Genomic DNA, 23,323 nt, shown 5'->3' on the forward strand with positions numbered 1-23,323 from the left:
CAAGACGAGCAAGGAGTTGACGATGAATCTCGCGCTGTGGATCGCGGCCGCGCTGCTGGCCGCGGTCGCCCTGACCGGTGGCATCACCAAGACGTTCGTGCCCAGGAAGAAGCTGGCCGCGGCCCACGGCGGCGGCTGGACCGGCGACGCCAGCGACGGCTTCGTCAAGACGCTCGGCGTGCTCGAGCTGCTCGCCGCGGCCGGGCTGATCCTGCCGGCCGTGCTCGACATCGCGCCGGTCCTGGTGCCGGTCACCGCGCTCTGCTGGGTCGCGCTGATGGTGGGCGCGATGATCACGCACGGCCGGCGCGGCGAGACGGGCCTGGTGTTGCTGAACCTGGCCTATCTGGCCCTGGCAGCATTCATCGCGTGGGGCCGGTTCGGGCCCGAGTCGTTCTCCTGAAGGGATGGGGCATGGGGCGGGCCGAGGAGTTCCAGGAGCTGCGGCCGCTGCTGTTCTCGATCGCCTACCGGATCCTGGGCAGCGTCAGCGAGGCCGAGGACGCGGTGCAGGAGACGTGGCTGCGGTTCGAGGCGTCGCCGGCCGAGCCGCGGTCGGCGCGGGCGTTCCTGTCGGCGGCCGTGACCCGGGTGGCGATCGATGTGCTGCGCTCGGCCCGGGTGCGGCGGGAGCGGTATGTCGGGCCCTGGTTCCCGGAGCCGCTGCTCGCCGACCCGTACGCGGACCCGGCGCGGGCGGTGGAGCTGGCCGACTCGGTGTCGATGGCGGCGCTGCTGCTGCTCGAGCGGCTCAGCCCGCTCGAGCGGGCCGTGTTCGTGCTGCGGGAGGTGTTCGACTTCGACTATCCCGAGGTCGCCGCGGCGGTGGGACGATCGGAGGCGGCCTGCCGGCAGCTGGCGGCGCGGGCCCGGCGGCACATGGCCGAGGGCCGGCCGCGGTTCGACGCCGACCGGCGCGAGCGGGAGGCGCTGGCGTCGAGGTTCTTCGACGCGCTGCGCGAGGGCGACGTGGCGGGCCTGCGGGACCTGCTCGCCGCGGACGTGTCGCTGGCCGGCGACGGCGGCGGCAAGGCGCCGCAGCTGGCCCGCGAGCTCGCCGGCGCCGACCGGGTGGCCCGCCTGCTGGGCTCGGTCTATCCGCGGATGGCGCGCGCCGACGTGAGCTTCGACCGGCACGAGGTCAACGGCCAGCCCGGCGCGATCTTCCGCGATCGCGGCGGCCGGGTGCTGCACACCCTGGCCCTGGACGTCGTGGACGGCCGGATCCAGGCGATCCGCGTCGTGATCAACCCGGACAAGCTCGGCCACGTGGGCCCGGTCGCCGACGCGTGGGCGGTCGACCACGAGGTGCGCCACGCCCGCCGCTAGCGGTCGATGGGCGCGGGGACGAAGTGGAACGCCACGCCGGGCGCCCCGGGCAGCTCCACCAGGCCGTCCACCTCGGTGAACGCGCCCAGCCGCGCCAGGGCCGCCGAAGCGGACCCGGCATCGCCGAGCTGCACCCGGATACCGGCGAAGGTCAACCAGGCCGAAACGGCAATGTCGATCGGCCCCAACTGGTCGAGGTCGCCGCTGACGGTCACCTCGACCTGGATCCGCGGGCCGTCCTGCGCGAGCACCCGCACCGACACGCGGTCGTAGCGGTGGTGGCCGTGGTGGTGGACGCTGGCCTCGGCCGGCTCGGCGAACGACGTGCTCTCGCACGCGACACCCTGCATGGCGCGCCAGCCGGGCGCCGGCAGCGGCAGCCATTCCACGTCCAGCGCGGCCGGGTCGCCGCCGACCGGCTCGAACGGGATCCGCAGCGTCCAGGTCAGTGCCGGCGGCAAGCCGACCGCCTGATTGTCGAACAGCAGCCCGTGCCACTCGCCGCCCGCGGCGGGCACGAGATCCTGGGCCTTCAGCCCGCCCTCGTCGTCACCCACGGCGGCGAGTCTCCCACAGCGCCTTCGGCTACAGACCGGGCAGGTGGGCGTTCACCGCGCGGGCCTTCGCCGCGAACTCCGTCAGCTCGGCGACCTCGACGCCGGCGGCGGTGAGCAGGGCCACCCCCTCGCAGGTCACGAAGATGTCCGGCTCCCGCCAGGCGATCACCACGCGGGGGATGCGGGCGGCCAGGATCAGGTTGGTGCAGGTGGCGTGCGGCCGGTGCGCGCGTTTCGAGCAGGGCTCGAGCGTCGAGTACAGCGTCGCCCCGCGCAGGTCGAAGCCGGCCGCCGAGAACAGGGCGGACTCCTCGGCGTGCACGAGCGCGTCGGTGTCGCGGGACCAGCCGCGGGAGATCTCGGCGCCGCCCGGGCCGACGATCACCGAGCCGACGGCGAACGCGCTGGCCGAGCGGGGCGAGCGGGCGGCGAGGTCGACGGCCAGGGCCATCCACCGGGCGTCGTCGGGTGCGTGGGCCATCGCGCCAGACTAGTCAGCGCCACTCGTGGTGATAATCGGCGGTGCCCGCCGGCACGACCGCACGGTCGCGCAGGACGACGGAGATCTCGCTGCCGTTGGTTGCGCAGCTTTTCGGGTACGCGCCGGCGCCGTGCGATCGTGAGCCCGTTGGTGTGCGCGGTCGCGACCAGCAGTTTCGCGTACGCGGTGGCGTCGCCGACCGGTCCCGGTCGACGATCGGCACGGCGGCGGCCGGCCGGATCCGCACGTCAGAACAGGGTCAACGGTTCGGCGGGCACGGGTGTGGGCAGCGGCTCGAGCGACGGCACGGGCGCGCGCACCTCGTCGTGGAAGCGCCGGGCCAGCTCGGGGGCGTCCGCGTTGTCGGGCGTGTGCAGGAAGACGGTCGGCGACCGCCCTTCCCGCAGCCACCCGGCGACGATCGGCACCCACTTCTGCCAGCCCGCGACCGTCGCGTTCGGGTCGTCGCGACCGAGGTACCGCACGATCGGCCGCCCGGTCAGCGCGACGGTCCGCAGCGGCATCCGCGGTTTCTTCGTCCAGGCGTCGCGTTCCGCGTCGCTGGTCGGCGGCGCGGCGAAGAACGCCGTCGTGTCGAACGGCACCCATTCCGCGCCGGCCTTGTCCAGCACGGCTTCCAGCGCCGCCGGGGAGGCGAACAGCTCCGGGTGGCGCACCTCCACCGCGTACCGGAAATCGGCCGGAAGCCGGCGCAGGAAGCTCTCCAGAACGCCGAGGTCGCCGGGTCCGAAGGACCCCGGCAGCTGAATCCAGTACGCGTGCGCGCGCGACCCGAGCGGCTCCATCGCGTGCCAGAACTCCCGCAGGTCGGCGCCGGCGAGCCGCTGCTCGTGGGTGACGGCGCGGGGCAGTTTCGCCACGAACCGGAACGACGGGTCGGTCTGCTCGGCCCAGGAGGCCACGGTCTCGCGGGACGGCGTCGCGTAGAAGGTCGTGTTGCCCTCGACCGCGTCGCACCAGCGCGCGTACGCCCGCAGCCGCTCACCGGCCGGCAGGGCCCGCTCGACGAACCGCCCCTGCCAGGCCTTGAGCGACCACATCGCGCATCCCACCGGTAGCCGCACCCCGCCAGGCTAGCGCGCCGCCGGGTTACCGGATCAGCTGCCACTCCAGTCCCTGCCAGGCCACCGGCGTGGTGGGTGGCGCGGGGGCGAGGCCGGCGAGCGAGGCCCGCGGCTGCGGCGGGCGGTAGGTAGCGGTCTGACGCGGTCTGTCCGCGTATTCACGGAAGCGCATGTCCGCATGGTGGCAGCGCCCGGCCGGCCGAGGTCACACCCGGCGTCCGACGCGACGGCCCGGCACAAATAAGCATTGCTTAAATATCCAGGAGCAGAATTAACTGGACCTAACTGCTGGGCGGGGGGCACCGTGGGGGAATGCTCTACGTTCCCGTGATCACCCCGTTCGACGAGCAGGGCGAGGTGGCCTGGCGGTCCCTGGAGGCGCTGGCCCACGACCTGCTCGCCGGCGGCGCGACCGGCCTGGTGGCCCTGGGCACCACCGCCGAGCCGTCGTCGCTGACGGCCGCCGAGCGCCGCGACGTCCTCGACCTGCTGGCCGCCGTGTGCCGCGAGCACGAGTCGCCGCTGATCGTCGGCGCCAACGACGCCGACCAGCTGCGCATCCTCGCCGACCGGCCGGCCGTCACCGCCGCGCTGAGCCTGGTCCCGCCGTTCCTGCGGCCCGGCCCCGACGGTGTCCGGGCGCATTTCGAGCATCTGGCCGCCGCTTCCCCCGTGCCGCTGGTCGTCTACCACGTCCCCTACCGCACCGCCCAGCCGCTGAACGCCGAGGCCCTGCACCGCCTGGCCGCCATCCCCAACGTCACCGCGATCAAGCTGGCCCCGGGCGCGATCGACGCCGACGTGGTCGCCTTCCTCGCCACCGCGCCGCCCGATTTCACGATCCTGGCCGGCGACGACGTCCTGCTCTGCCCGCTGCTGGCGCTGGGCGCCCACGGCGGCATCCTGGCCTCCGCCCACATCGACACGGTCTCCTACGCGCGGGTGATCGCCGCCTGGCAGCAGGGCGACCTCGCCGACGCCCGCGCGGGGGGTCACCGTCTGGCCCGCTTGTCGGCCGCGCTGTTCGCCGAGCCCAACCCCACCGTCATCAAGGCGGTTCTGCACGCCGACGGCCGCATTCCCACCGCCCACGTCCGCCGCCCGCTGCTCGCGGCGTCCACGCCGGCGGTCCAGGCGGCCATGGCCCTGACGCAAGCGCCGATCAAGACCTGAAGTACGGGCGGAGCACAGCTCACGTCACCGGCCGCAGCTCGAGAAACGCGATCCCGGGGTTGGGCAGCGCGAACGTCAGCTCCTCCCCCGGGGTGACCCGCCGCGCCGGTTGCGCCTCCCGCAGCACGTCCTGGGCCTGCAGCCCGGCCCACTGCTCGTCGGTGGGCCAGTCGCCGTCGAAGCGCACGGCGCCGTGGTCGGCGTCCACCCGCCACACCCGCAGCGTGTGCGGCCCGGCCAGGGACGGCGCGAACCGCACCAGCCGGGCCAGCGAAGCCTCCCCGCCGGCCCGGCTGTGATCGAGCGTGCCGTTCCACAGCAGCATCCCGATCCCGCCGTCGTCGTACCGCGACGCCCAGGCTTCGACCAGGCTGCCCGCGCCGTCGCCCGTCATCGACACCGGCAGCTCGACCGGCCCCAGCTTCTGCGCGAGCCACAGCGCCCAGAATTTCGGCTTGGCCAGGTTCCCCACCGTCAGCAGCCCGAACCCGCCGTGCAGCAGCCGCCGCGGCCGGCCCAGCTCCTCGAAGTGGTCCGAGGCGACCCAGGGCGCCAGAGCGTCGACCCGCCCGGCCGCCGACCGCATTCCCTGGAGCAGGAACGCCGCCGCGAACACCGAGTCGTTGATCGCGCTGCCGTGGGTGGCGGTGACCCCCCACTCTGTCCACAGGATCGGCCTTCCCCGCGCCCACGGCCGCAGGTCCAGCGGCAGCGTCCCGTACACGTGCGTGGAGAGGAAATCGACGGGCGCGTCCACTTTCAGCTGGTCGTCGATCCAGCCGACCGCGGCGGTGGCCGGCCCGCCCACCACCAGCGACGGGTCCACCGATTTCACCGCCGCGGCGGTGGACGCGTACAGCCGCCAGTACTCGGCCGGCGTGCCCGACCAGAACACCGACAGGTTCGGCTCGTTCCACACCTCGAACCGCCACCGCGCGCGCAGCTCCTCGATGCCGTAGCGCGCGGCGAGGTGGCCGGTGAAGGCCCGGATCAGCTCGTACCAGAGGTCCCAGTCCTGGGGCGGCGAGATGATCCCCTGGTAGGCGAACACGGTCCGCGACGGGTCGGCCGCCAGGTCCCGGGGCATGTACCCGAACTCGACGACCGGTGTCATCCCCAGCTCGCGGACCGTGTCGTACACCTCGTCGACCCTGCTGAAGTCGTACGCGCCGTCCCGGTAGACGCCCAGGTCGTCGCCGAGGATCGCGTGCGCGCGCACCGTCCGTACGCCGAGCTGGTCGTGCATCCGCCGCAGGGCGTCGCGCAGCTCCTCGCCGATGACGCGCCCGCCGGTGGTGTCGGTGGACAGCAGGTGGCTCAGGTGTTCCGAGCCCACCATCTCCTGCCACACCCGGTGCAGCGGCGCCGGATTCCCCCCGACCTTGACGGTGACCGCGGCCGGGCCGGCCTGCGGCGACGTGGCAACGGGCGCCGACAGCGGCCCGATCGCGTTGACCGTGGCGAGCGCGGCCACCGCATACCAGCCGCCGCGGCCGTCGGTGGTGTCCGCGTACGGCCCGGCGGGGACCGCGAGCACGTCCCCGCCGCCGTGGTCGACCACGTCGAACGGCCCCGATTCGGTGGCCGCCCGGTGCACCGCGTACCCGATGGCGCCCTCGACCGGTTCCCAGGTCACCGTGACCTGCCCGCGCCCGGCCACCGCGGTCACCCCGGCGGGCGCCGGCAGGTCGGCCGCCACCGGCTCGCCGGGGGTGCGGTCCTGCGCGCCGCCGCCGCCCATCAGCTGCGCCCAGCGGGCGCGGGCCTGGTCCTCGATCGTCATCAGCGACCCCTGCCCAGCTGCGGCAGCGACTGCCGGGCCGGCACGTTGAACGTCTCCGCCGCGAGCAGCGGCCGCACCTTGCGCTCGAAGGACGGTGTCACGAACGCCCGCTTGAGCACGTCGTTCGCCGACACGTTCCCGATCGCCCCCATGATCATCGACTGGTCGAGGGAGAGGTACCGCTTCGCGACGGTCTTGCTGCGCACCGCCACCGCGTCGTAGAAGCCGCCCGGCCCGTACGCGCCGAGATCGTTCTTGATCTTGGCCAGGTTGCGGAGGGCAGGCTGCGGCGCGTAGGGCAGCGCCAGGAACGCCGCGTGCGGTGTCACCACCCCGTCGCCGTAGACGGCGGGCGGTCCGGCCGGCCGGCAGTCACCGAACCCGGCGTCGTACTTGCCGCCCTGCACATCCGACGGGTAACCGTCGGTGTCCATGCCCATCGCGTCCACCCCCCACGCCGCGTAGCCGCCGAACGGGTTCGAGGCCGGCGAGAACCCCCAGTAGCCGTAGCGGGCGTCGTTGAGGCCGTGTTCGATCTGCGCCGCGACGGTGGCCGGGTGGTTGCGGCCCCAGCTGTCCGGCCCCCACGCGGCCTCCGGCACGAACAGGTCCGGCATGAGCGCCTCGAACATGTCGCCGCCCCAGCTGGGCACGAACGTGATGCCCCGGTACCGGTAGGAGCCCTCGTAGACCTGCACGCCGAGGTGGGTGGTGGTGAAGCCGTGCGGCTGCATCTCCTGCCAGGAGTAGTCGCAGTTGTCGGGCAGGGTGCGCATGGTGTCGTAGTAGGCGGCCGGCGGGATCTGCCCGGCGCCGATGCCCAGGTAGGTGGCGATGCGCGGCTCGGTGACGGTGATGTCGTAATGGTTGCAGGTGAACCAGACGCCCTTGGCCGCGTCGGCGACCGAGCAGCCGGGGGGCTGGGTGTCCCAGAACCCGCCGCGGATCAGCCCGCGGGCGCCGATCGGGGTCTGCGCGGCCGGGTTGTAGTAGTAGCCGAAGTTCATCGCGGACAGGATCCGGTCGGCCTTCGCGCGCAGTGCCGGGATCGCGCCCTCGACCACCCGCAGTGACGCGGCGAGCCAGCCGTTGTCGACGCTGGACAGGAACGGCGTGACGGTCGAGCCGTCCTCGGGCCAGGTCGTCACCACCGCCCCGGTGCGCGGGTCGTACCAGTTGTAGAACATGCCCGACGGGTTGTGGTGTTTCAGAGTGGCCAGCGTGTCGAGCGTCTTCGACACGCGTTCGGTGGCCTCGCGCGACGAGATGAGCCCCAGCGATCGGGCCACCACGGCCGACCACATGGAGCCGCCGATGTTCGTCGGGGAGGTGTAGGCCGACGGTGCCGACAGGTCGCCGGTGATGTTGTCGGCGACCAGCCCGGTGGCGGGGTCGGTCATGGCGGTCAGCGACCGCCAGGTGTCGCGGGCGTAGCCGCGCAGCGGATCGCCGCCGGCCGACGCGCCGACGAGGGCGCCGAGCACGAGAACGGACGCGAGCACAGCGCCGAGCAGACGTCTCACCACGGGAAATCCCCTCACTTGAGACCGGTCGTGGCGATGCCGCGCAGGAATTGCCGCTGCAGCACCAGGAAGACGATGAGGACAGGCAGCACGACGACGACGGCGCCGGCCAGCAGCAGCCCGAAGTAGATGCGGTTCTGCCCGATGCTGTAGAGCGCGAGCGCGACGGGCAGCGTGTACATGTCGTCGGTGGTGGCCACCACGAGCGGCCACAGGAAGTTGTTCCAGGACGCCAGGAACGTCAGGATCCCCAGCGTGGCGAGCGCCGGTTTGCACAGCGGCAGCACGACCCGCCAGAAGATCCGCCATTCGCCGGCCCCGTCGATGCGGGCCGCCTCGATCAGATCGTTGGGGATCGACAGCAGGAACTGCCGCATGAGGAACACCCCGAACGGCCCGGCCAAAAACGGCAACACCAATCCCGCGTACGAGTTCGCCAGCCCCATGTTGCTGACCAGCACGAACTGCGGCACGAACGTCACCATGCCGGGCACCATCAGCATGCCGAGCACGGTGAGGAACAGCGCCTGGCGGCCCGGGAAGTCGAGCTTCGCCAGGGCGTAGCCGAGCAGCGAGCAGAACAGCAGGTTCCCGACCGTCACGAGGACCGCGACGATCGCCGAGTTCAGGAAGTACCGCGGGAAGTCCAGCCGGGCGAACAGGTCGTGGTAGTGGGTCAGCGTCCAGTGCTGCGGCCACCACGTCGGCGGGTCCGCGCGGATCTCGGCTTCCGGTTTGAACGAGGACAGCAGCATCCACAGGAACGGCCCGACCACGATCAGCAGCCCACCGAACAGGATGGCGTAGAGCACGATCCGGGCGACGAGGTCGCGTCTAGTCAGCATCGCGCGCCCCCAGCAGCCGGAACTGCAGCACCGACAACGCCACGATCGCGACGAACAGCACGTACGCGGCGGCGGCCGCATAGCCGTAGTTGCCGAACCCGAACTGGTTGTAGATGTGGTACGACACCGACAGCGTCGACGACAACGGGCCGCCCTGCGTCATCACCAGTGGCTCTTCGAACAGCTGCAGATACCCGATGCCGGTGATGACCGCGCCGAACAGCAACGCCGGGCGCATCAACGGCAGCGTCACGTGGCGGAACTGCTGCCATCGCCCCGCGCCGTCGAGCGTCGCGGCCTCGTACAGATGAAGGGGTATGCCCTGCAGCGCCGCCAGAAAAATGATCATGAGGGATCCGAAGTTCCGCCACGCCGCCATCACGATGATCGACGCGAGGGAGGTGTCCGGGTCGAGAAGCCAGTTCGGCCCGGTGATGCCGACGTAGCCGAGCAGGGTGTTGACCAGGCCGGCGGACGGGTCGAGCAGGAACCGCCACACCACCGCGATCGCCACGATGCTGGTCACCACGGGCAGGTAGAAGCCGACCCGGAACACCGCACGCAGCCGGATCAGCCCCGAGTTCAGCGCGTTCGCCGCCGCCATCGCCGCGACGATCGTCAACGGCACGCCGATGACCACGAACACGGCCGTGTTCACCGCGGCCTTGCGGAACAGCGCGTCGGCGAACAGCCTCGTGTAGTTGTCCAGGCCCACGAAGTTCACCGCGAACGGGTGCCGCAGATCCGTGGCACGCAGGTCGGTAACGCTCATCACCAGCGACGCCACCACCGGCAGCAGCGCGAACACCACGAACAGGACGGTGAACGGCGCCGCGAACGACCAGCCCGTCACCGCCCGGCGCCACTTGCGGCGCCCGGCCACGCGATCCCCGCCGGCGGCAGGCCGGTCGGCGGTGGTGGCGTCCACCGCGGTCACGACGGCCACGTCAGACCCCGGTCCCGATCGCGTCGGCCTGCTGCTGCACCGCCTTCAGCGCGGCCGCCGGGTCCTCCCCGCCGACGCACACCTTCTCCACCTCGGTGTCGAACACGGCGGCGACCTGGTCCCACGTCGGGTACGCCGGCGGGGCCTTCGCGGACTTCAGTTGCTCGCCGAAGACCCGCAGGATCTTGTCGCCGGTCAGGGCGGAATCGGTCCACGCCGACTGCACGGCGGGCAGATCGCTGACCGTCTGGTACCACTTGACCTGCACGTCGGGCTTGCTCAGCCAGGCCAGGAACTTCCACGCCGCGTCACGGTTCTTCGCGTCCTTGAACACGGCGAGGTTGCTGCCGCCGATGAACGACGTCGACGACTTCCCGGTCGGCATCGGCGCCACCGAGAAGTCCTTGCCGCCCTGGTCCTTGAGGATGCCGACATGCCACGGCCCCGACATGAACGCGCCGATCTGCCCCTTCACGAAGGCGGGCTCGAGCGCGCCCTGCGGCAGGTCCTTCGGCGACAGCCCGCCGGTGAAGAACGACTGGTAGTACTTGAGCGCCTCGGTCATCTCCGGCGTGTCGAACGTGTACTTGCCGTCCGCGGCGATCTCGGCGCCGTTGGACCAGGCGAACGGCAGCACCGACTGCCAGCTGCCGGTCTTGCCGGGCTGGATGTTGAAGCCCCACTTCGCGCCGGCCTTGGTCTGCATCGCCTTGGCCATGGCGGTCAGGTCGTCCCACGTCTTCGGCCCGTCCGGGAAACCCGCCTTGGTGGCGAGGTCGGTGCGGTAGTAGACGCCGCGGGTCTCCACATACCAGGGCACCCCGAACGAGGTGCCGTCCACGACGGTGGTGTCCCACGCGCCGGGGAAGAACGTGCTCTTCTGGAACAGGTCGGTCGGGGTCGGGTCGAGCGCGCCGGTCTTGGCGAACCCGCCCTGCATCGTGGTGCCGATCATCGACACGTCCGGGGTCTGCTTCGCCGCGATCGCCGCCGAGATCTTCTGCCCCGCGGCATCCCACGGCACCGTGGTCACGGTGACCTTGGCGTCCGGGTTCTCGGCGGTGAAGCCCTTCGCGAACTCGGCGAGCTTCTCCCCCTCCGTACCCATCGCCCAGACGGTGATCTCCCCGCTGGCCTTGCCCTCGCCGACCGCCTTTGCGGTCTCGGACTCTCCGCTCGAGTCACGACCACAGCCGGCCGCGACGCTCAACGCCATCGCCGCGCACGCGGCCACGGCGACGAATCGTTGCCTCATCGGTGAACCTCCGGGGAGTGGGTTCCGCAGCTGGTCCGGATGACCAGCCGGGTAGGCAGAATCCGCCGCCGTACCGCGGCGGCGTTGTCGGTTTCGGTGCTGTCGGTTTCGGTGTTGTCGGTTTCGGTGTTGTCGGTTTCGGTGTTGTCGGTTACGGCGCTTCGGGTTACGCCGCTTCCGGTTTCGGTGATGCGCCGATTGAGCCAGCGGGCGGCGGTCGCGCCGAGCTCCCGCATCGGCTGACGCACCGTGGTCAGCCCCGCGAACTGCGCCGCCATCAGGTCGTCCCAGCCGGTCACGGTCTGTTGTGGCCGTTCGAGCAGCACACCCAGCGCGAGCTCGTCGTTGGCGCAGATCACCGCCTGCGGCCGGTCGTCGAGCTCACGCGCCGCGGCCCGCCCGGCCTCCACGTCAAGACCATTGATCCGTACGAGGTGAGCACGCGCCGCGCCGGCCTTCGCCAGCCCCGCCTGCACACCCGACCAGCGCCCCCGCACGTCCGGCGCCCCGTCCGGGTCGCCGAGGAACACGAACCGCTCGTGCCCGTGCTCGAGCAGATGCCCGACCAGCGCCTGCGCGGTCTTGCGGTTCTCGGCGCGGACCGTGTCGACCCCCGGCACCGGATCCCGCGCGAGCAACACGATCGGCAGGCCCGTCGCGGCCAGCTTCGCGATGAACTCGTCGCTGACCGTCTGCCCCATCACGGTCAGCCCGTCCACCCGCGACGCCATGTCCCGCACCGCGGCCTCCGCGTCCGCCCGCCCGTTGGTGGCCAGGATCAGCACGCTGCTGCCGGACCCCGCGGCCACCGCCTCATACCCGAGAACAACCTCCGCGTAGTACGGCCCCACGAGATCCGGGAACACGATCCCGTTCGCCGCATGCCGCCCCTCGGCAAGGGACCGGCCCAGCCGGCTGGGCGTGAACTGCAGCTGCCGAGCCGCCGCGAGAACCCTCTCCCGCGTCTGCTGAGTGACCAGATCGGACCCGCGCAGCGCCCGCGACACCGTGGCGATGGACACCCCCGCGGCCTGGGCGACCTGATAGATCGTCGCCCTTGAAAGCGCTTTCATCGCCATGGCCGGACCGTAACCCGCCCGCAAACCCCCCGAAACTCGAGCGATTCACGGATTCACCATAAGCAATTTCCCCCAAACCCCAACGCTTCACCCTCCCGCCGCCCCGCCGCCCACCCCGCCGCCTCGCCCCACGCCTTCGCTTCGCGCCTCGCCGCCCAACCCACCGCCTTGCCCCCACGCCTTCGCTGCGCGCCCTGCCGCCCCACGCGACAGGCCTCCCCAGCACAGCCCTGAAGACTTACCGCCCCCACCGAACCGGAAGTCATCAGCCCGCGCCTGCGCCCCAACGACGCTCAGGATCTTGATAAGTCGCCGCACGCGCCGAACCGGAAGTCATCAGATCGCGATCGCGGCACAGCGGACAGCTGGCTCTTGGTGAGGTGCCGCCCCCCGCCGCAGCCTGAGGCGCGCCTGCGGTCACAAGGGACCAGCGGGAGCGCCGCGTAAGTGGTACGCGGGGCCGCCGGGCGCCAGCCGCGGTCGCGGCCTCGGCTGAGTGTCAGTGGTGCGCGGGGCCCGCCGGGCGCCAGCCGCGGGCGCGGCCCCGGCGCACGATCAGCGCCGCGGCGGCCAGCAGCAGGACGAGGGCGGCGCCGATGGCGGCGAACCACAGGGCCATGTGCTGGGAGTGGGCGCGGCGGGCGGCGAGCGCTGCCAGCTGCGGGTCGTCGGGGTGCATCACCTGCGGGGCCGCGGCGTTGCGGGTCGCGGGGCCGAGCGACTCGGTGATGGCGCGGTAGGGGTTGAGCAGGCCGGCGCCGTACTCGTCGGAGCCGCCCGGTGGCGGGTCGGCGGTGGCTTTCAGGCGCTGCAGCACCTCGTCGGGGGTGAGGCGGGGGAAACGCTCGAGCATCAGGGCGACCGTGGCCGTCACGAATGGGGTGGAGAAGCTGGTGCCGGAGTCGGTGGTGTGGCCGGAGCCGCGGGCGGCGGCGGTGACGTCTTTGCCGTAGGCGACCAGGTCGACGTAGTCGCCCCGCTGGGAGAAGTCGGCCCTGGCGCCGTCGAGGCTGACGGCGCCCACCCCGATCACGCCGGTGAAGTCGGCCGGGAAGGGGGTGTCGGCATCGGTCTGGTTGGTGCCGTTGTTGCCGGCGGCCGCTACCACGACGACGCCGGCGTCGAGCGCGCGGCGGACCGCGGCGGCCACCTCGTCGTTGTTGGCGGTCATCACCAGCGAGAGGTTGATCACCTGGGCGTCGCCCTGGTCGACGGCCCAGTCGATGGCCTGGGCGAACTGGGCGGGGGTGCCGCGGTCGCCGACCGCTTTGCCGTCGATCTCTTTCTGCTCGCTGATGCGCACCGGAATGATGGTCGCGCCGGGCGCGAGGCCCTGAAAGCCGGTGTCGGAAGCCGGCGCGGCGGCGATGATGCTGGCGACCTCGGTGCCGTGGCCGACGCAGTCCTGATCGCCGTCGTCGTCGCCGTGCAGGAAGTCGGCGCCGCGCTCGACGTTGCCCTCGAGCTGCGGATGGGTGGCGTCGACCCCGGAGTCGATGACGGCGACCCGCACCCCCTTGCCGGTCGCGATCGGGGCCAGCCGCTTCGGCGAATACACCTCGTCTTCCGGCGGGGTGCCCTTGAAGACCTGGGCCTGGGGCGGCGCCTGCTCGCAGACCGCCGCACGGGCCGGGGCCGGCGCCACGAGCACGGCGCACACCGCCACCGCCGCGGCCGCCAGGCGACGCCAGAGCATCGGATCACACCCCCGTCTTCAACGATTCGGATGGATGGTACCGAGGGGGTGCGACAGATTTGGGGACGCCCGGTTGTGCCGGAGGACGGGCCGCCATTAGGTTGATGACACCAATTCTGCGGCGTCGTGAGGGAAACCGGTGAGAGTCCGGTGCGGTCGCGCCACTGTGAACGGGGTGAGAGCCCCGTGAGTCAGAACGCTCACGCGTCGCAGCCTGTCGAACGGGACGCGTCATCCCGCTAGGAGGTTCTGCGCGCATGCCCCAGGCTCAAGCGGCTACCCCGCTCACCAGCCCCGCTGTCTCGCCCCGCATGCTCTGGGCGGCCCTCGCCGTCGTCGCCCTGATGCTGCTGATCACCTATCTGGTCGCGTTCGACCAGGGCGCGGTCTCGCGCAGCGGGATGTTCCTGCACGAGCTCATGCACGACGGCCGGCACCTGCTCGGCGTCCCGTGCCACTGAGCGCCCGCATGACCGCGCCGACCTACGGCGCGCTGCTGCTGCGGGGCCTTCTCGCCGGCCTGATCGCCGGGCTGCTGGCCGGCGTTTTCGCGTACGCGGCGGGCGAAACCAAGGTCGACGCCGCCATCGCGATCGAGGAGGCCAACGCCCACGCCGCCGGCGACGACGGCCACCACGACGACGAACTGGTCAGCCGCGACGGGCAGAAGGGCGGCCTGTTCCTGGCCACCGGCCTGTACGGCGTGGCCATGGGCGGAATCCTCGCGACCGCGTACACGGTGCTGCGCCGCCGCCTGCGCACCTCCAGCGACACCCGCGCCGCGCTCGGCCTCGCCGGCGCGGCCCTGCTCGGCATCGTCGTCGTGCCCTACCTGAAATACCCGCCCAACCCGCCGGCGGTCGGCAACCCCGACACGATCAACCAACGCACGATCAGCTACCTGGCGATCGTCGTGATCGGCCTGGTCGCGGTCTGGGCGGGGGTGGTCGCCGCCCGCACCCAGCCGGTCGAGTGGCGACGGGCCCTGGCCGCCGCGGCCGGGTTCCTGGTCGTGGTCACCATCGGGTACGTCCTGCTGCCGGCCATCAACGAAGTCCCCGCCACGTTCCCGGCCACTCTGCTGTGGAACTTCCGGATCGCCTCGCTCGGCACCCAGGCGGTCATGTGGTCGGCGCTGGGCCTCGGCTTCGCCGCCCTGGCGACCCGCCCGGCACGCAAACCCGCCACCGAGAAGGAGTCCGTCGCGGTCGCCTGACCAGATCGCGGCACCGGGCCAGACGGCCGCCACGCCAGCCGGCGACCGACAGCCGCCCGCCGGGCCGCAGCACCCGGGCGAACTCGGCCAGCGCCGCCACCGGGTCGTCCACGTGATAGAGCATGTGATTGGCGATCACCGCGTCGAAGCTCGCGTCCGCGAACGGCAGCGCCGCCGCGTCGCACTCGCGCCACCGCGCCCGGCACCTCACGAAGCCGGGCACACATGGCCGGGGAGAAATCGGTGAGGGTGAGCCGCAAGTCCCGCCCGGCATGATCGATGCGGGACCACAGCTTCCCGGTGCCGGACCCGACCTCGAGCACATCGCCGGTCAGCGGCAGCCGCTCGCCCAGCCAGGAGAACCAGTCCTGCGGGTTCGTGCCGTAGGCGTGCAGAGCGATCCGCGCGGTCAGGTTGCCGGTGGTCGCGGCGTACTGCTGCACAGCCCGCGCCGAGGGGGTCGTCATCCGCCCGATCGTATTGATCAGCCGCACGCCGCGCCGCCCCGTCAGCCTTCGAGAGCCTCGTCCGCCCAGCGCGCCACGACCTCCAGCACCGGCGCCCGCCCGGCGAACACACCGGCGAGGTCACGCTTGTCGTACGAGGCCTTGGTAGCCGGCGCCCGCACCGCGGCCATGACCATGCGCGGGGCGATCCAGAAGTACTTCGCCGCGCCGGTCGTCTTGACCGCCCGGCGGATCGTCGCCTCGTCGACCGCGCTGTCCAGACCCCGCACATACCCGTCGGCCACGGCCGCCAGCACCAGCTCCAGCAGCGCGATGTCGACCAGCCCGTCCCAGAACGTGTCGAGCGCCAGGTTCGCCGCGTCCTCACCGATCGCGCCCGGCCCCACGAACGCCCAGTCGAGCAGGACGGGACCACGCTGCGCCACGACCAGGTTCATCGGCCACACATCGTGGTGGCACAACGTACGCGGAAAGTCATCGGCAGCCGCGAGCAAATCATGCCGCCGCTCCCACACGCGGCGCAGGCCGCCGCGCAGCGACGCCGGCCAGGCAGCCGCCGCGACCGGATGATCCCAGTCCAGATCCTCCTCGGCGACCGGCTGGCTGAGCGTGTAGTCGCGCAGGAAGTCCCGCGCCAGCCACGGCTCCGTGGGCGGCCGCCCCAGCCACCCGGCCTGCCCGGCCCCGAGCCGGTACGCGACATCCCCGAGCGTGCCCGCGGTGAGGCCGGGCGAGCCCGGCGCCACCACGGGCGACGCAGCGACCGAAACACCGCCTAAATCTTCCAGCCACATCGCCGCCGACCCGTCCGCTAGCTCGGCCACCGAATCCAACGAAGGCGCCGAGACCAGCGGAAACGCGGAAGATGTCAGCCCCGACCCGTACGCGTGGATCTCACGACGCCAATAGTTGAAATGACCCGGATCGGTGCTCGCGGAAAGGTGTGCGGCGGCGCCCGCCCGCCGCGGCGTCGCGATCTTCAGGATCGCGGTGTCCCGGTCGCGGCGCACCCGCCACACCCCGCCCGTGACCTCATTGGCGGTGCTGTGCGTGAGCTCGGTGGCCGTCCATCCGTCCTGCTGCAACTCCCCCGGTATCCCCATGATCGGAAGCCTACAGCCGACCAAAAATACAGGCTGGACAACTTTTGTTTTCGGTGAGAAGGTCGACCCCATGCACGACGTAGCCGTCATCGAAGACCCCGCCGCCGCCGAGGTCTCCCTCGACCCGATCCGCAGCCGGCTCCTCGCCGAGCTCGCCCAGCCCGGCAGCGCCACCATGCTCGCCGGCAAGATCGGCCTACCCCGGCAAAAGGTCAACTACCACCTGCGCACCCTCGAACAACACGGCCTCATCCACCTCGTCGAGGAACGCCGCAAAGGCAACGTCACCGAGCGCATGATGCAGGCCACCGCCGCCTCCTACATCATCTCCCCCGCCGCCATGGCCGCCGTCGCCCCCGACCCCAGCCGCGCCCCCGACCGCCTCTCCGCACGCTGGCTGCTCGCCCTCGCCGGCCGCCTCGTCCGCGACGTCGGCGCCCTGCTCACCGGCGCCACCGAGACGAAACAACGCGTCGCCACCTACGCCCTCGACGGCGAAATTCGCTTCGCCACCCCCGACGACCGCGCCGCCTTCGCCGCCGAGCTCACCGACAGCGTCACCCAACTCCTCAGCAAATACCACAGCGAAACCGGACGAAAACACCGCCTCGTCGTCGCCGTCCACCCCGCGCTGGACTCCCTGAACGAGGAGAAATAAACCATGGGCAAAGACTTCGAAGCCCGCCTCGACGCCACCGTCGACGCCACCCCCGAACAGGTCTGGGACGCCATCGCCAAGGCCCTCAGCGAGGCCCTCCCGGACGCCCGCTACCGCACCCTCCCCGGCCAGACCCACATGGTCAAGGCCGACGCCGTGGCCCCGTCCGTCAAGGAATTCCTGGCGGCTGCCTCCACCCGCTGACCGCGTCGAGCCCAGCCCGCACGGTGCTGGGCTCAGCGTCGTCGCCTGAACCGCAGGTACAGCAGCCCACCGAGCGGGAGACGAACAGAATCACCAGCCGCTCCGAGGCCTGGGCCAAAGGAAAAGGTGGGTAGTCGTTGATTCCTTATGGGTTTTGGGGTGAGCCCGGCTTGTGACGGCGCGCTCGTCGTGTAGAGCATCCTAGGATGGTGCCTGACCTGGGAAATGCCGTCGGTGTGGTGGCGCGGATCGGGCCGCGAACCCGCCTAGGGTGATCAGGCGATGAGCGACAACGACGCCCTGGACACCGAGACCCGCCCCTGCGCCCACTGTGGACGCCCCGTCCCGCAGCGCGCCTCGGCCGGCCGCCCCTTCCGCTACTGCCGGGACAACGACGGCGAATGCCAGCGCGCCTCCCGCAACACCCGGATGCGGCACCGCTCCTCCCCCGGCCTCGCCGGCCAGGTCGCCCGCACCTGGGAGGTCGTCGACCGCCTCGACACCCTCGTCGAGACCCTCACCGACGCCCTGCACTCCGAGCTCTCCCCCGCCGGCGTCGAACGCCAGCTCGCCGAACTTCGCGCCGAGACCTCCACCCAGGTCGCTGCCGCCCACACCGAACGCGACGACGCCCGCCGCGACGCCGAACGCGCCGAGACGTCGGCCGCCAACGCCCAGCAGCTCACCGCGGCCGCCGTCGCCGAACGCGACGAGGCCCGCCACCGCGCCGACGACTCCGACCACAAGGCCGCCGTCGCCGCCGAGACCGCCGACCAGGCCCAGGCCGACCGCGACCAGGCCCGCCGCGATGCCACCGCCGCCGCGGCCCTGCGAGAGCGCGCCGAGTCCGAACGCGACGCCGCCCGCGCCGAGCTCACCGCCGCCCGCGACGAGGCACGCCAGGAGCTCACCGCCGCCCGCGAGGCAGCCCGCGACGAGCTCGCCACCGCCCACGCCCAGCTCCAGGAGACCCGCCGCGAACGCGACACCCTCGAGCGCGACCTCGCCACCGCCATCCAGGAGGCCCAGCAGGCCACGGCCCGCGCCGACGACCTGAAAGCCGCACAACGCACCCTGAGCGATCAACTCACGGCCGCCCAGAAAGCCACCGATTCCGTACGCCGTGAGCACGCGACCACCAGCGCCGACCTGACCCAGGCCCGCCAGGACCTCACGGCCGCCCTCGCCGAACGGGACGCCCTGCGCCGCGCCCAGGACGACCTCACCCGCGCCGCCGACCGCGCCACCCAGGACCGCACCGACCTGGAACGTCGCCTGGCCGCCGCCCTCACCGACGCCGGGACCGCCCAGAACCGCGCCGCCCAGCTCTCCGCCCAGGTGAGCGACCTGGCCTCCGCCCTGGCGTCGCTCGGCGCCAGCCGCCCCACCCTGGCCCCCCAGGCCCGCACGTCATCCTGAGGGCCTCCACCCACCTCGCCCTGGCCCCCAAGGCCGCACCTCATCCTGAGGGGCCTTCGCCTCCGCCGGCACGCTCGTGTTGCAGTGCCCGACCGGGCACACGAGCGACCGCGGGCTCTTCGGCGACGAGGCCGCCCATCGCCTCACCGGCCCGGCCAACCCCACCCACCCGCCCCGCGGTTGGCCGGGCGGGTGGGGTTGTACAAAAGTTGCAAGTTGACACACACGAAGAGGTCGGCCGCTCAAAGGGCCGGGCTGTCGTTGATTCCTTCTTGGTTTCGTGTCCGCGACGGACGTGACCAAGCGCACCCCGCCTGAGGCATCCTAGGATGATGGTTTTGCCCTGAATGCGCGAAATGGCCGTCCCAGCGCGGGACGGCCATTTCGGTGTTCGGTTGCGGGACGGGTCAGCGGCCCCGGCGGGTGCGGACCTCCTGGAGCCGTTCGTTGAGGATGTCCTCCAGCTCCGAGATCGACCGCCGCTCGAGGAGCATGTCCCAGTGGGTGCGCGGCGGCTTCGCCTTCTTCTGCTCGGGCTCACTGCCGTCCACCAGACGGGCGACGCTGCCGTCGAACTTGCACTCCCAGGTGGTGGGCACCTCGGCGTCGACGGCGAACGGCACCTCGAACTGGTGACCCTTGACGCACAGGTACTCTCGGGTCTGCCGGGGAGCCAGCTCGGTGTTGCGGTCGGACTCGTAGCTGACTGCGCCAAGACGGCTGCCGCGCAGCATGCGTTCGCCCATGATCGGCTTTCCCCTCGCTCGTGGTGCTGCTCTCGTTGGTGTAACGAAAGGGACGGCCGCGGGATTCCACGGTCGCCAAGGCTCTGGTACCACCGTTGTGACGGTGGTGTTAACGCTACGAGCGTAACCGGACCCGGCCCGTTCCCGTCACCGTGGACCCTCGCAGAAGTGGACCTTGGTCCACTTTACGGGAATATAGGTGTTCTGCGGGTGGTGCGATGTCAGTCACTCGACCGGTTATCTCGCAATCCGGCGGCCGTTTCCGCCCGTCGACCGGAGATGTTCGTCCGGCGGTCACCGCAAATGAGGGTTAGCGAAGGACCTCACCCTCGATGACCTCGCCCTCGATCGCGCCGCCCGGCGTGCGCGCGGGGGTCTGCTCGGGCACCACGACGGTCACCGGCTCGACGACCGTCACCGGCTCGCCGCGGCGGACCTTCACCCGGCGCGGGCCGAACAGGTCGCCGGCCACGGCCGGGTCGACGCGGCTCTCGGCGAACCGCTCGATGCCGCGCCGGGCCAGGATGCGGCCCGGCGGCAGCAGCAGGAACAGGCCGGCCACCGCGGTGATGAAGCCGGGCACGGCCAGCAGCAGCGCGCCACCGAGGCCGGCCAGGGAGTTGCTCACCTGCGGGCCGGGCGGGCGGCCCTCGACCGCGGCGGCCTGGAACGCGCGCCAGCCACGGATGCCCTCACGGCGCAGCAGCACCATGCCGGTGATCGAGAAGGCGGCGAGCAGAAGCAGGGCCCAGCCACCGCCCAGGGCGTGCACGACCGTCAGGAACACCGCCACCTCGGCGACCGCCAGGACGGCCAGGACGAGGGGTAGCAGGGCAAATCCTCGACGCTGCATGGAAGCCTCCGGTGTCACGCCATTCGGTCAAGCATGACACGCCGCCGCCCGGTCACGGCCAGGTCGAACCCTGGCGGGGCTTGCGGCCCAGGCGCTTCAGGACGCCGTCGCGGCGCGCCCGCACCCCCCACACGGTGACCCTGAGCAGCTGTTCCTTGAAGATGTTGCCGCTCATCTTGCTGACGCCGTGTTCGCGCTCGGTGAACGTGATGGGCACCTCGGTCATGCGGAACCCGTTGCGGTAGGTGCGCCAGGCGAGCTCCACCTGGAAGGAGTACCCGGTGGAGGCGATCGTCTCGACGTTGATCGCGTCGAGGACCGGCATCCGGTACGCGCGGTACCCGCCGGTCGCGTCGCGGAACGGCATGCCCAGCGCCATCCGGATGTAGATGTTGCCGCCGCGGGAGAGCAGCAGCCGGTGCACCGGCCAGTTGTGCACGCTGCCGCCGTGGATGTAGCGGGTGCCGAGCACCGCGTCGTGGTCGCCGAGCGCGCCGAGCAGCTTCGGCAGCTCTTCCGGGGCGTGCGAGCCGTCGGCGTCCATCTCGACGACCGCGTCGTACCCCTTGTCTTTCGCCCAGGCGAAGCCGGCCTTGTAGGCGGCGCCGAGGCCCTCTTTGCCGGCCCGGTGCAGCACGAAGATGTGGTCGTCGGCCAGGGCCAGCTCGTCGGCGATCGCGCCGGTGCCGTCGGGAGAGTTGTCGTCGGCGACGAGGATGTCGACCGCGGGCACCGCGGCCCGGACCCGCCCGGTGATCATGCGGATGTTGTCCGCTTCGTCGTAGGTCGGGATGACCATGAGGACCCGTCCCACTCCCGGGTAGCCTTCCGCCTCGCTCACCGTGCCTCCGCCTTCCCCGCACCCTCATCGGTGTTCGACCGCCGGCGGCGCCGCAGCACGTACGCGCCGACCAAAGCGGCCGCCGCCAGGGCGACAGCCGCGAACTCGGGCAGTGCGCCCAAGCGAGTGGCCAGCGTACGCGACGAGCCGAGATGCATCGCACGCACCTGCACCGACTTGGTGTTGAATCCTGTCTCCTTGTGCACGTTGCCGTAAACGTCGACGAAGCCGGAGACCCCCACCGTGGAGACCATCAATGAGTCGCGGCCGTGCTCGACCGCCCGCAGCTGCACCATCGCCATCTGCTGACGCGCTTCGGCCTCGTTGAACGTCGCGTTGTTGGTCTGCACGGCGAGCACCTGGGCGCCGCCGGTGACGGTGTCGCGGACGATGCCGTCGTACGCGACCTCGAAGCAGATCACGTCGCCGAGGGTGAGCGGGCCCGTCCTGAGCACCCCGGGCTTGGAACCGGCGAGCATGTTCTTGACCAGGTCGACCTTGTCGGAGACGAGCCGGGCGATCGAGCGCAGCGGCATGTACTCGGCGAACGGCACCGGGTGACGCTTCACGTACCGCTGGGTGGGGTCGGGGCCGGCGCCGGGCACCCACAGCAACCCGGCGTTCTTGATGTTGCTGGGGTTGCCGGTGCGCAGCACCGCGCCGACGAGGATGGGCGCGCCGATCTCGTCGGCGGCCGCGGAGATCTCGGAGGCGGCGTCCTGGTTGCGCAGCGGGTCGATGTCGCTGGAGTTCTCGGGCCAGACGACCAGGTCGGGCTGTTTCTGCTTGCCGGCCTTGACGTCGGCGGCCAGCTCGAGGGTCGCCTTGACGTGGTTGTCGAGCACGGCGCGGCGCTGGGAGTTGAAGTCGAGGCCGAGGCGCGGCACGTTGCCCTGGACGATCGCGACGACCTTGGTGGGCCCGCCGGCGTCGCCGACCGGCAGGCCACGCGGGAGCGCCAGGAACGCGAGCGCGATCAGCAGCAGCACCAGAACCGGCTCGCGCCACGGCTTGCGCCAGTCCGGCGACGGCAGAGCGAGCCAAGGCTTGCGGCGCTCGGCGGCCGGCCGGGCGCGCCACGCGGGAAAGAGCAGGAGGAACAGGCCCACCAGCGCGCCACCGGCGGCGGCGACGGCGAAGGTGACGGCGGGGGCGCCGCCGTACGCGGCGAACCGCAGCGCCGGCGCGCCGGCCTGGCTGAACGCGAGCCGCCCCCACGGGAACCCGCCGAACGGGGCCCGGTCGCGCGCCGCTTCCTGGGTCACCCAGAGCAGGCCGAGCAGCAGCGGCCACAGCAGCCCCCGATAGCGATCGAGCAGCGGCCGCAGCCACGCCGTGGCCATGCCGGTGAGGCCGAAGAAGACCGCTTCGGCGGTCGACAGCAGCGTCCACGGCAGCCAGCCCGCCGCGAAGCTCGTCCAGCGCAGCAGCGGGAAGAACAGCACCACCCCGGCGAGGAACCCGAGCCCGAACCCGGCCCGCAGCCGCCGCCGGTGGGTGGCCACGGCGAGCAGCGCCACCCCGACCGGCGCGAGCGGCCACAGATCGAACGGCGGAAGCGCGAACAGCAGCGCCAGCCCGGCGGCGACCGAGAGGATCAGGGCCGGGCGCAGCGGCATCGGCGCGGGCGGTTCGGCGTGCGCCATGACCTGGGGCGCGACCGGCGGCTGGAGCGTCATTTCCACGCGCGAGAGGCTACCGGTCGCAGCTGGGAACCCGGAACACGGGAACAACGGGAAAAGGCGCGACCGCAAACGTCGGGCCACGCCTTTTCTGCTCCCTTGACTCCCGGGCACGGCCGGTGGGTCAGCAGGACGTCGCGTACGCCTTCGGACCGACCCGCCGAGGACTGGCTGCCTCCGTCGTGCCGTTGTCTACTGGTGCCGTTCCGAACCCCTGCCCCACCGACGCTGCGATCGGTCATCGGCCGCCCCGCCGACCCCCGCCCACTGGACCTGGCTGAACGCGCGACCCCTGCGAGGACTGCGGCCAGTGGGAAGGGGAACGAAGTAGACAACGATCGCTTGCCGTGCTCAGGACCTGAAGACGGTACGTCCGGCCCCC

At 71.8% G+C, this 23,323-nt stretch carries 25 protein-coding genes, 1 pseudogene and 1 riboswitch; of the genes and pseudogenes, 8 read left to right on the forward strand and 18 right to left on the reverse strand.

Annotation, left to right across the window (positions count from 1 at the left end; genetic code table 11):
- Window positions 1–22: 22 nt before the first annotated feature.
- Both ACIA5D_RS18940 and ACIA5D_RS18945 read left to right on the forward strand, forming a co-directional pair.
- Window positions 23–403 (forward strand): DoxX family protein, encoded by a 381-nt coding sequence (locus tag ACIA5D_RS18940; protein ID WP_396031261.1) that lies wholly within the window; start codon window positions 23–25, stop codon window positions 401–403.
- An 11-nt stretch (window positions 404–414) separates the two neighbouring features.
- Entirely contained in the window at window positions 415–1,329 is a 915-nt protein-coding gene (locus tag ACIA5D_RS18945; protein WP_396031262.1) for an RNA polymerase sigma-70 factor, read from the forward strand.
- Here the strand turns inward: ACIA5D_RS18945 and ACIA5D_RS18950 are convergent.
- The 5 genes from ACIA5D_RS18950 to ACIA5D_RS18970 are packed head-to-tail and all read right to left on the reverse strand — an operon-like array spanning window position 1,326 to window position 3,624.
- The gene (locus tag ACIA5D_RS18950) at window positions 1,326–1,886 is read right to left on the reverse strand and encodes a hypothetical protein (protein ID WP_396031263.1); all 561 of its coding nucleotides are present in this window, start codon (window positions 1,884–1,886) and stop codon (window positions 1,326–1,328) included. The genes ACIA5D_RS18945 and ACIA5D_RS18950 overlap by 4 nt on opposite strands.
- A 28-nt stretch (window positions 1,887–1,914) precedes the next feature.
- Complete coding sequence (locus ACIA5D_RS18955; RefSeq protein ID WP_396031264.1) at window positions 1,915–2,367, reverse strand: dCMP deaminase; 453 nt, start codon at window positions 2,365–2,367, stop codon at window positions 1,915–1,917.
- Between the two features lie 13 nt (window positions 2,368–2,380).
- The gene (locus ACIA5D_RS18960) at window positions 2,381–2,614 is read right to left on the reverse strand and encodes a hypothetical protein (RefSeq protein ID WP_396031265.1); all 234 of its coding nucleotides are present in this window, start codon (window positions 2,612–2,614) and stop codon (window positions 2,381–2,383) included.
- Between the two features lies 1 nt (window position 2,615).
- Window positions 2,616–3,428, reverse strand: a complete 813-nt coding sequence (locus ACIA5D_RS18965) for a DUF72 domain-containing protein (protein WP_396031685.1) — start codon at window positions 3,426–3,428, stop codon at window positions 2,616–2,618.
- Between the two features lie 49 nt (window positions 3,429–3,477).
- Window positions 3,478–3,624, reverse strand: coding sequence for a hypothetical protein (locus tag ACIA5D_RS18970; RefSeq protein WP_396031266.1), 147 nt, complete (start codon window positions 3,622–3,624; stop codon window positions 3,478–3,480).
- 140 nt (window positions 3,625–3,764) lie between these two features.
- Here ACIA5D_RS18970 and ACIA5D_RS18975 point away from each other — a divergent pair, with 140 nt between their 5' ends.
- Window positions 3,765–4,625 (forward strand): dihydrodipicolinate synthase family protein, encoded by an 861-nt coding sequence (locus tag ACIA5D_RS18975; RefSeq protein ID WP_396031267.1) that lies wholly within the window; start codon window positions 3,765–3,767, stop codon window positions 4,623–4,625.
- A gap of 19 nt (window positions 4,626–4,644) precedes the next feature.
- Here ACIA5D_RS18975 and ACIA5D_RS18980 read toward each other — a convergent pair whose 3' ends face one another.
- The 7 genes from ACIA5D_RS18980 to mycP form a co-directional block, all read right to left on the reverse strand.
- Window positions 4,645–6,408: a xylan 1,4-beta-xylosidase gene (locus tag ACIA5D_RS18980; RefSeq protein ID WP_396031268.1), complete on the reverse strand. Its 1,764-nt coding sequence runs from the start codon at window positions 6,406–6,408 to the stop codon at window positions 4,645–4,647.
- The gene (locus tag ACIA5D_RS18985; protein ID WP_396031269.1) at window positions 6,408–7,934 is read right to left on the reverse strand and encodes a glucoamylase family protein; all 1,527 of its coding nucleotides are present in this window, start codon (window positions 7,932–7,934) and stop codon (window positions 6,408–6,410) included. Before ACIA5D_RS18985 ends, ACIA5D_RS18980 begins: the two co-directional genes overlap by 1 nt.
- A gap of 11 nt (window positions 7,935–7,945) precedes the next feature.
- The gene (locus tag ACIA5D_RS18990) at window positions 7,946–8,776 is read right to left on the reverse strand and encodes a carbohydrate ABC transporter permease (RefSeq protein WP_396031270.1); all 831 of its coding nucleotides are present in this window, start codon (window positions 8,774–8,776) and stop codon (window positions 7,946–7,948) included.
- Window positions 8,766–9,713, reverse strand: a complete 948-nt coding sequence (locus tag ACIA5D_RS18995) for a carbohydrate ABC transporter permease (protein WP_396031271.1) — start codon at window positions 9,711–9,713, stop codon at window positions 8,766–8,768. The genes ACIA5D_RS18990 and ACIA5D_RS18995 overlap by 11 nt, the downstream gene beginning before the upstream one ends.
- A gap of 10 nt (window positions 9,714–9,723) precedes the next feature.
- The gene (locus ACIA5D_RS19000) at window positions 9,724–10,977 is read right to left on the reverse strand and encodes a sugar ABC transporter substrate-binding protein (RefSeq protein ID WP_396031272.1); all 1,254 of its coding nucleotides are present in this window, start codon (window positions 10,975–10,977) and stop codon (window positions 9,724–9,726) included.
- Entirely contained in the window at window positions 10,974–12,056 is a 1,083-nt protein-coding gene (locus ACIA5D_RS19005) for a LacI family DNA-binding transcriptional regulator (protein ID WP_396031273.1), read from the reverse strand. Before ACIA5D_RS19005 ends, ACIA5D_RS19000 begins: the two co-directional genes overlap by 4 nt.
- A gap of 499 nt (window positions 12,057–12,555) precedes the next feature.
- Window positions 12,556–13,752: a type VII secretion-associated serine protease mycosin gene (gene mycP, locus ACIA5D_RS19010; RefSeq protein ID WP_396031274.1), complete on the reverse strand. Its 1,197-nt coding sequence runs from the start codon at window positions 13,750–13,752 to the stop codon at window positions 12,556–12,558.
- 103 nt (window positions 13,753–13,855) lie between these two features.
- A riboswitch (adenosylcobalamin (AdoCbl) riboswitch) is annotated at window positions 13,856–14,002 on the forward strand.
- Window positions 14,003–14,009: 7 nt separating this feature from the next.
- Between mycP and ACIA5D_RS19015 the strand changes: the two genes are divergently transcribed.
- Window positions 14,010–14,213: a CbtB domain-containing protein gene (locus ACIA5D_RS19015; RefSeq protein WP_396031275.1), complete on the forward strand. Its 204-nt coding sequence runs from the start codon at window positions 14,010–14,012 to the stop codon at window positions 14,211–14,213.
- Window positions 14,214–14,221: 8 nt separating this feature from the next.
- Entirely contained in the window at window positions 14,222–14,968 is a 747-nt protein-coding gene (locus ACIA5D_RS19020; RefSeq protein ID WP_396031276.1) for a CbtA family protein, read from the forward strand.
- Between the two features lie 43 nt (window positions 14,969–15,011).
- Here the strand turns inward: ACIA5D_RS19020 and ACIA5D_RS19025 are convergent.
- Window positions 15,012–15,435: pseudogene (locus ACIA5D_RS19025) on the reverse strand (class I SAM-dependent methyltransferase); the annotation flags it as partial.
- Between the two features lie 41 nt (window positions 15,436–15,476).
- The gene (locus ACIA5D_RS19030) at window positions 15,477–16,538 is read right to left on the reverse strand and encodes a phosphotransferase (protein ID WP_396031277.1); all 1,062 of its coding nucleotides are present in this window, start codon (window positions 16,536–16,538) and stop codon (window positions 15,477–15,479) included.
- A gap of 70 nt (window positions 16,539–16,608) precedes the next feature.
- On the opposite strand from ACIA5D_RS19030, the gene ACIA5D_RS19035 reads away from it, so the two are divergent.
- The 3 genes from ACIA5D_RS19035 to ACIA5D_RS19045 all read left to right on the forward strand — a co-directional run bounded on the left by ACIA5D_RS19035 (window position 16,609) and on the right by ACIA5D_RS19045 (window position 18,819).
- On the forward strand, window positions 16,609–17,196 hold the full coding sequence (locus tag ACIA5D_RS19035; RefSeq protein WP_396031278.1) for a helix-turn-helix domain-containing protein: 588 nt from the start codon (window positions 16,609–16,611) through the stop codon (window positions 17,194–17,196).
- A gap of 3 nt (window positions 17,197–17,199) precedes the next feature.
- Window positions 17,200–17,400: a hypothetical protein gene (locus tag ACIA5D_RS19040; protein ID WP_396031279.1), complete on the forward strand. Its 201-nt coding sequence runs from the start codon at window positions 17,200–17,202 to the stop codon at window positions 17,398–17,400.
- A 282-nt stretch (window positions 17,401–17,682) separates the two neighbouring features.
- A complete protein-coding gene (locus tag ACIA5D_RS19045; protein WP_396031280.1) occupies window positions 17,683–18,819 on the forward strand; it encodes a serine/threonine protein kinase in 1,137 nt (378 codons plus the stop codon).
- Window positions 18,820–19,226: 407 nt separating this feature from the next.
- On the opposite strand, the gene ACIA5D_RS19050 is transcribed toward ACIA5D_RS19045, so the two are convergent.
- The 4 genes from ACIA5D_RS19050 to lnt all read right to left on the reverse strand — a co-directional run bounded on the left by ACIA5D_RS19050 (window position 19,227) and on the right by lnt (window position 22,938).
- Window positions 19,227–19,565: an RNA polymerase-binding protein RbpA gene (locus ACIA5D_RS19050; protein WP_020517072.1), complete on the reverse strand. Its 339-nt coding sequence runs from the start codon at window positions 19,563–19,565 to the stop codon at window positions 19,227–19,229.
- A gap of 310 nt (window positions 19,566–19,875) precedes the next feature.
- A complete protein-coding gene (locus ACIA5D_RS19055) occupies window positions 19,876–20,418 on the reverse strand; it encodes an FxsA family protein (RefSeq protein WP_396031281.1) in 543 nt (180 codons plus the stop codon).
- A 52-nt stretch (window positions 20,419–20,470) separates the two neighbouring features.
- On the reverse strand, window positions 20,471–21,217 hold the full coding sequence (locus ACIA5D_RS19060) for a polyprenol monophosphomannose synthase (protein WP_396031686.1): 747 nt from the start codon (window positions 21,215–21,217) through the stop codon (window positions 20,471–20,473).
- A gap of 38 nt (window positions 21,218–21,255) precedes the next feature.
- Complete coding sequence (lnt, locus tag ACIA5D_RS19065; protein WP_396031687.1) at window positions 21,256–22,938, reverse strand: apolipoprotein N-acyltransferase; 1,683 nt, start codon at window positions 22,936–22,938, stop codon at window positions 21,256–21,258.
- Window positions 22,939–23,323 lie beyond the last annotated feature (385 nt).

It is taken from the genome of Actinoplanes sp. NPDC051513 (assembly GCF_044454685.1).
Lineage (GTDB): Bacteria > Actinomycetota > Actinomycetes > Mycobacteriales > Micromonosporaceae > Actinoplanes.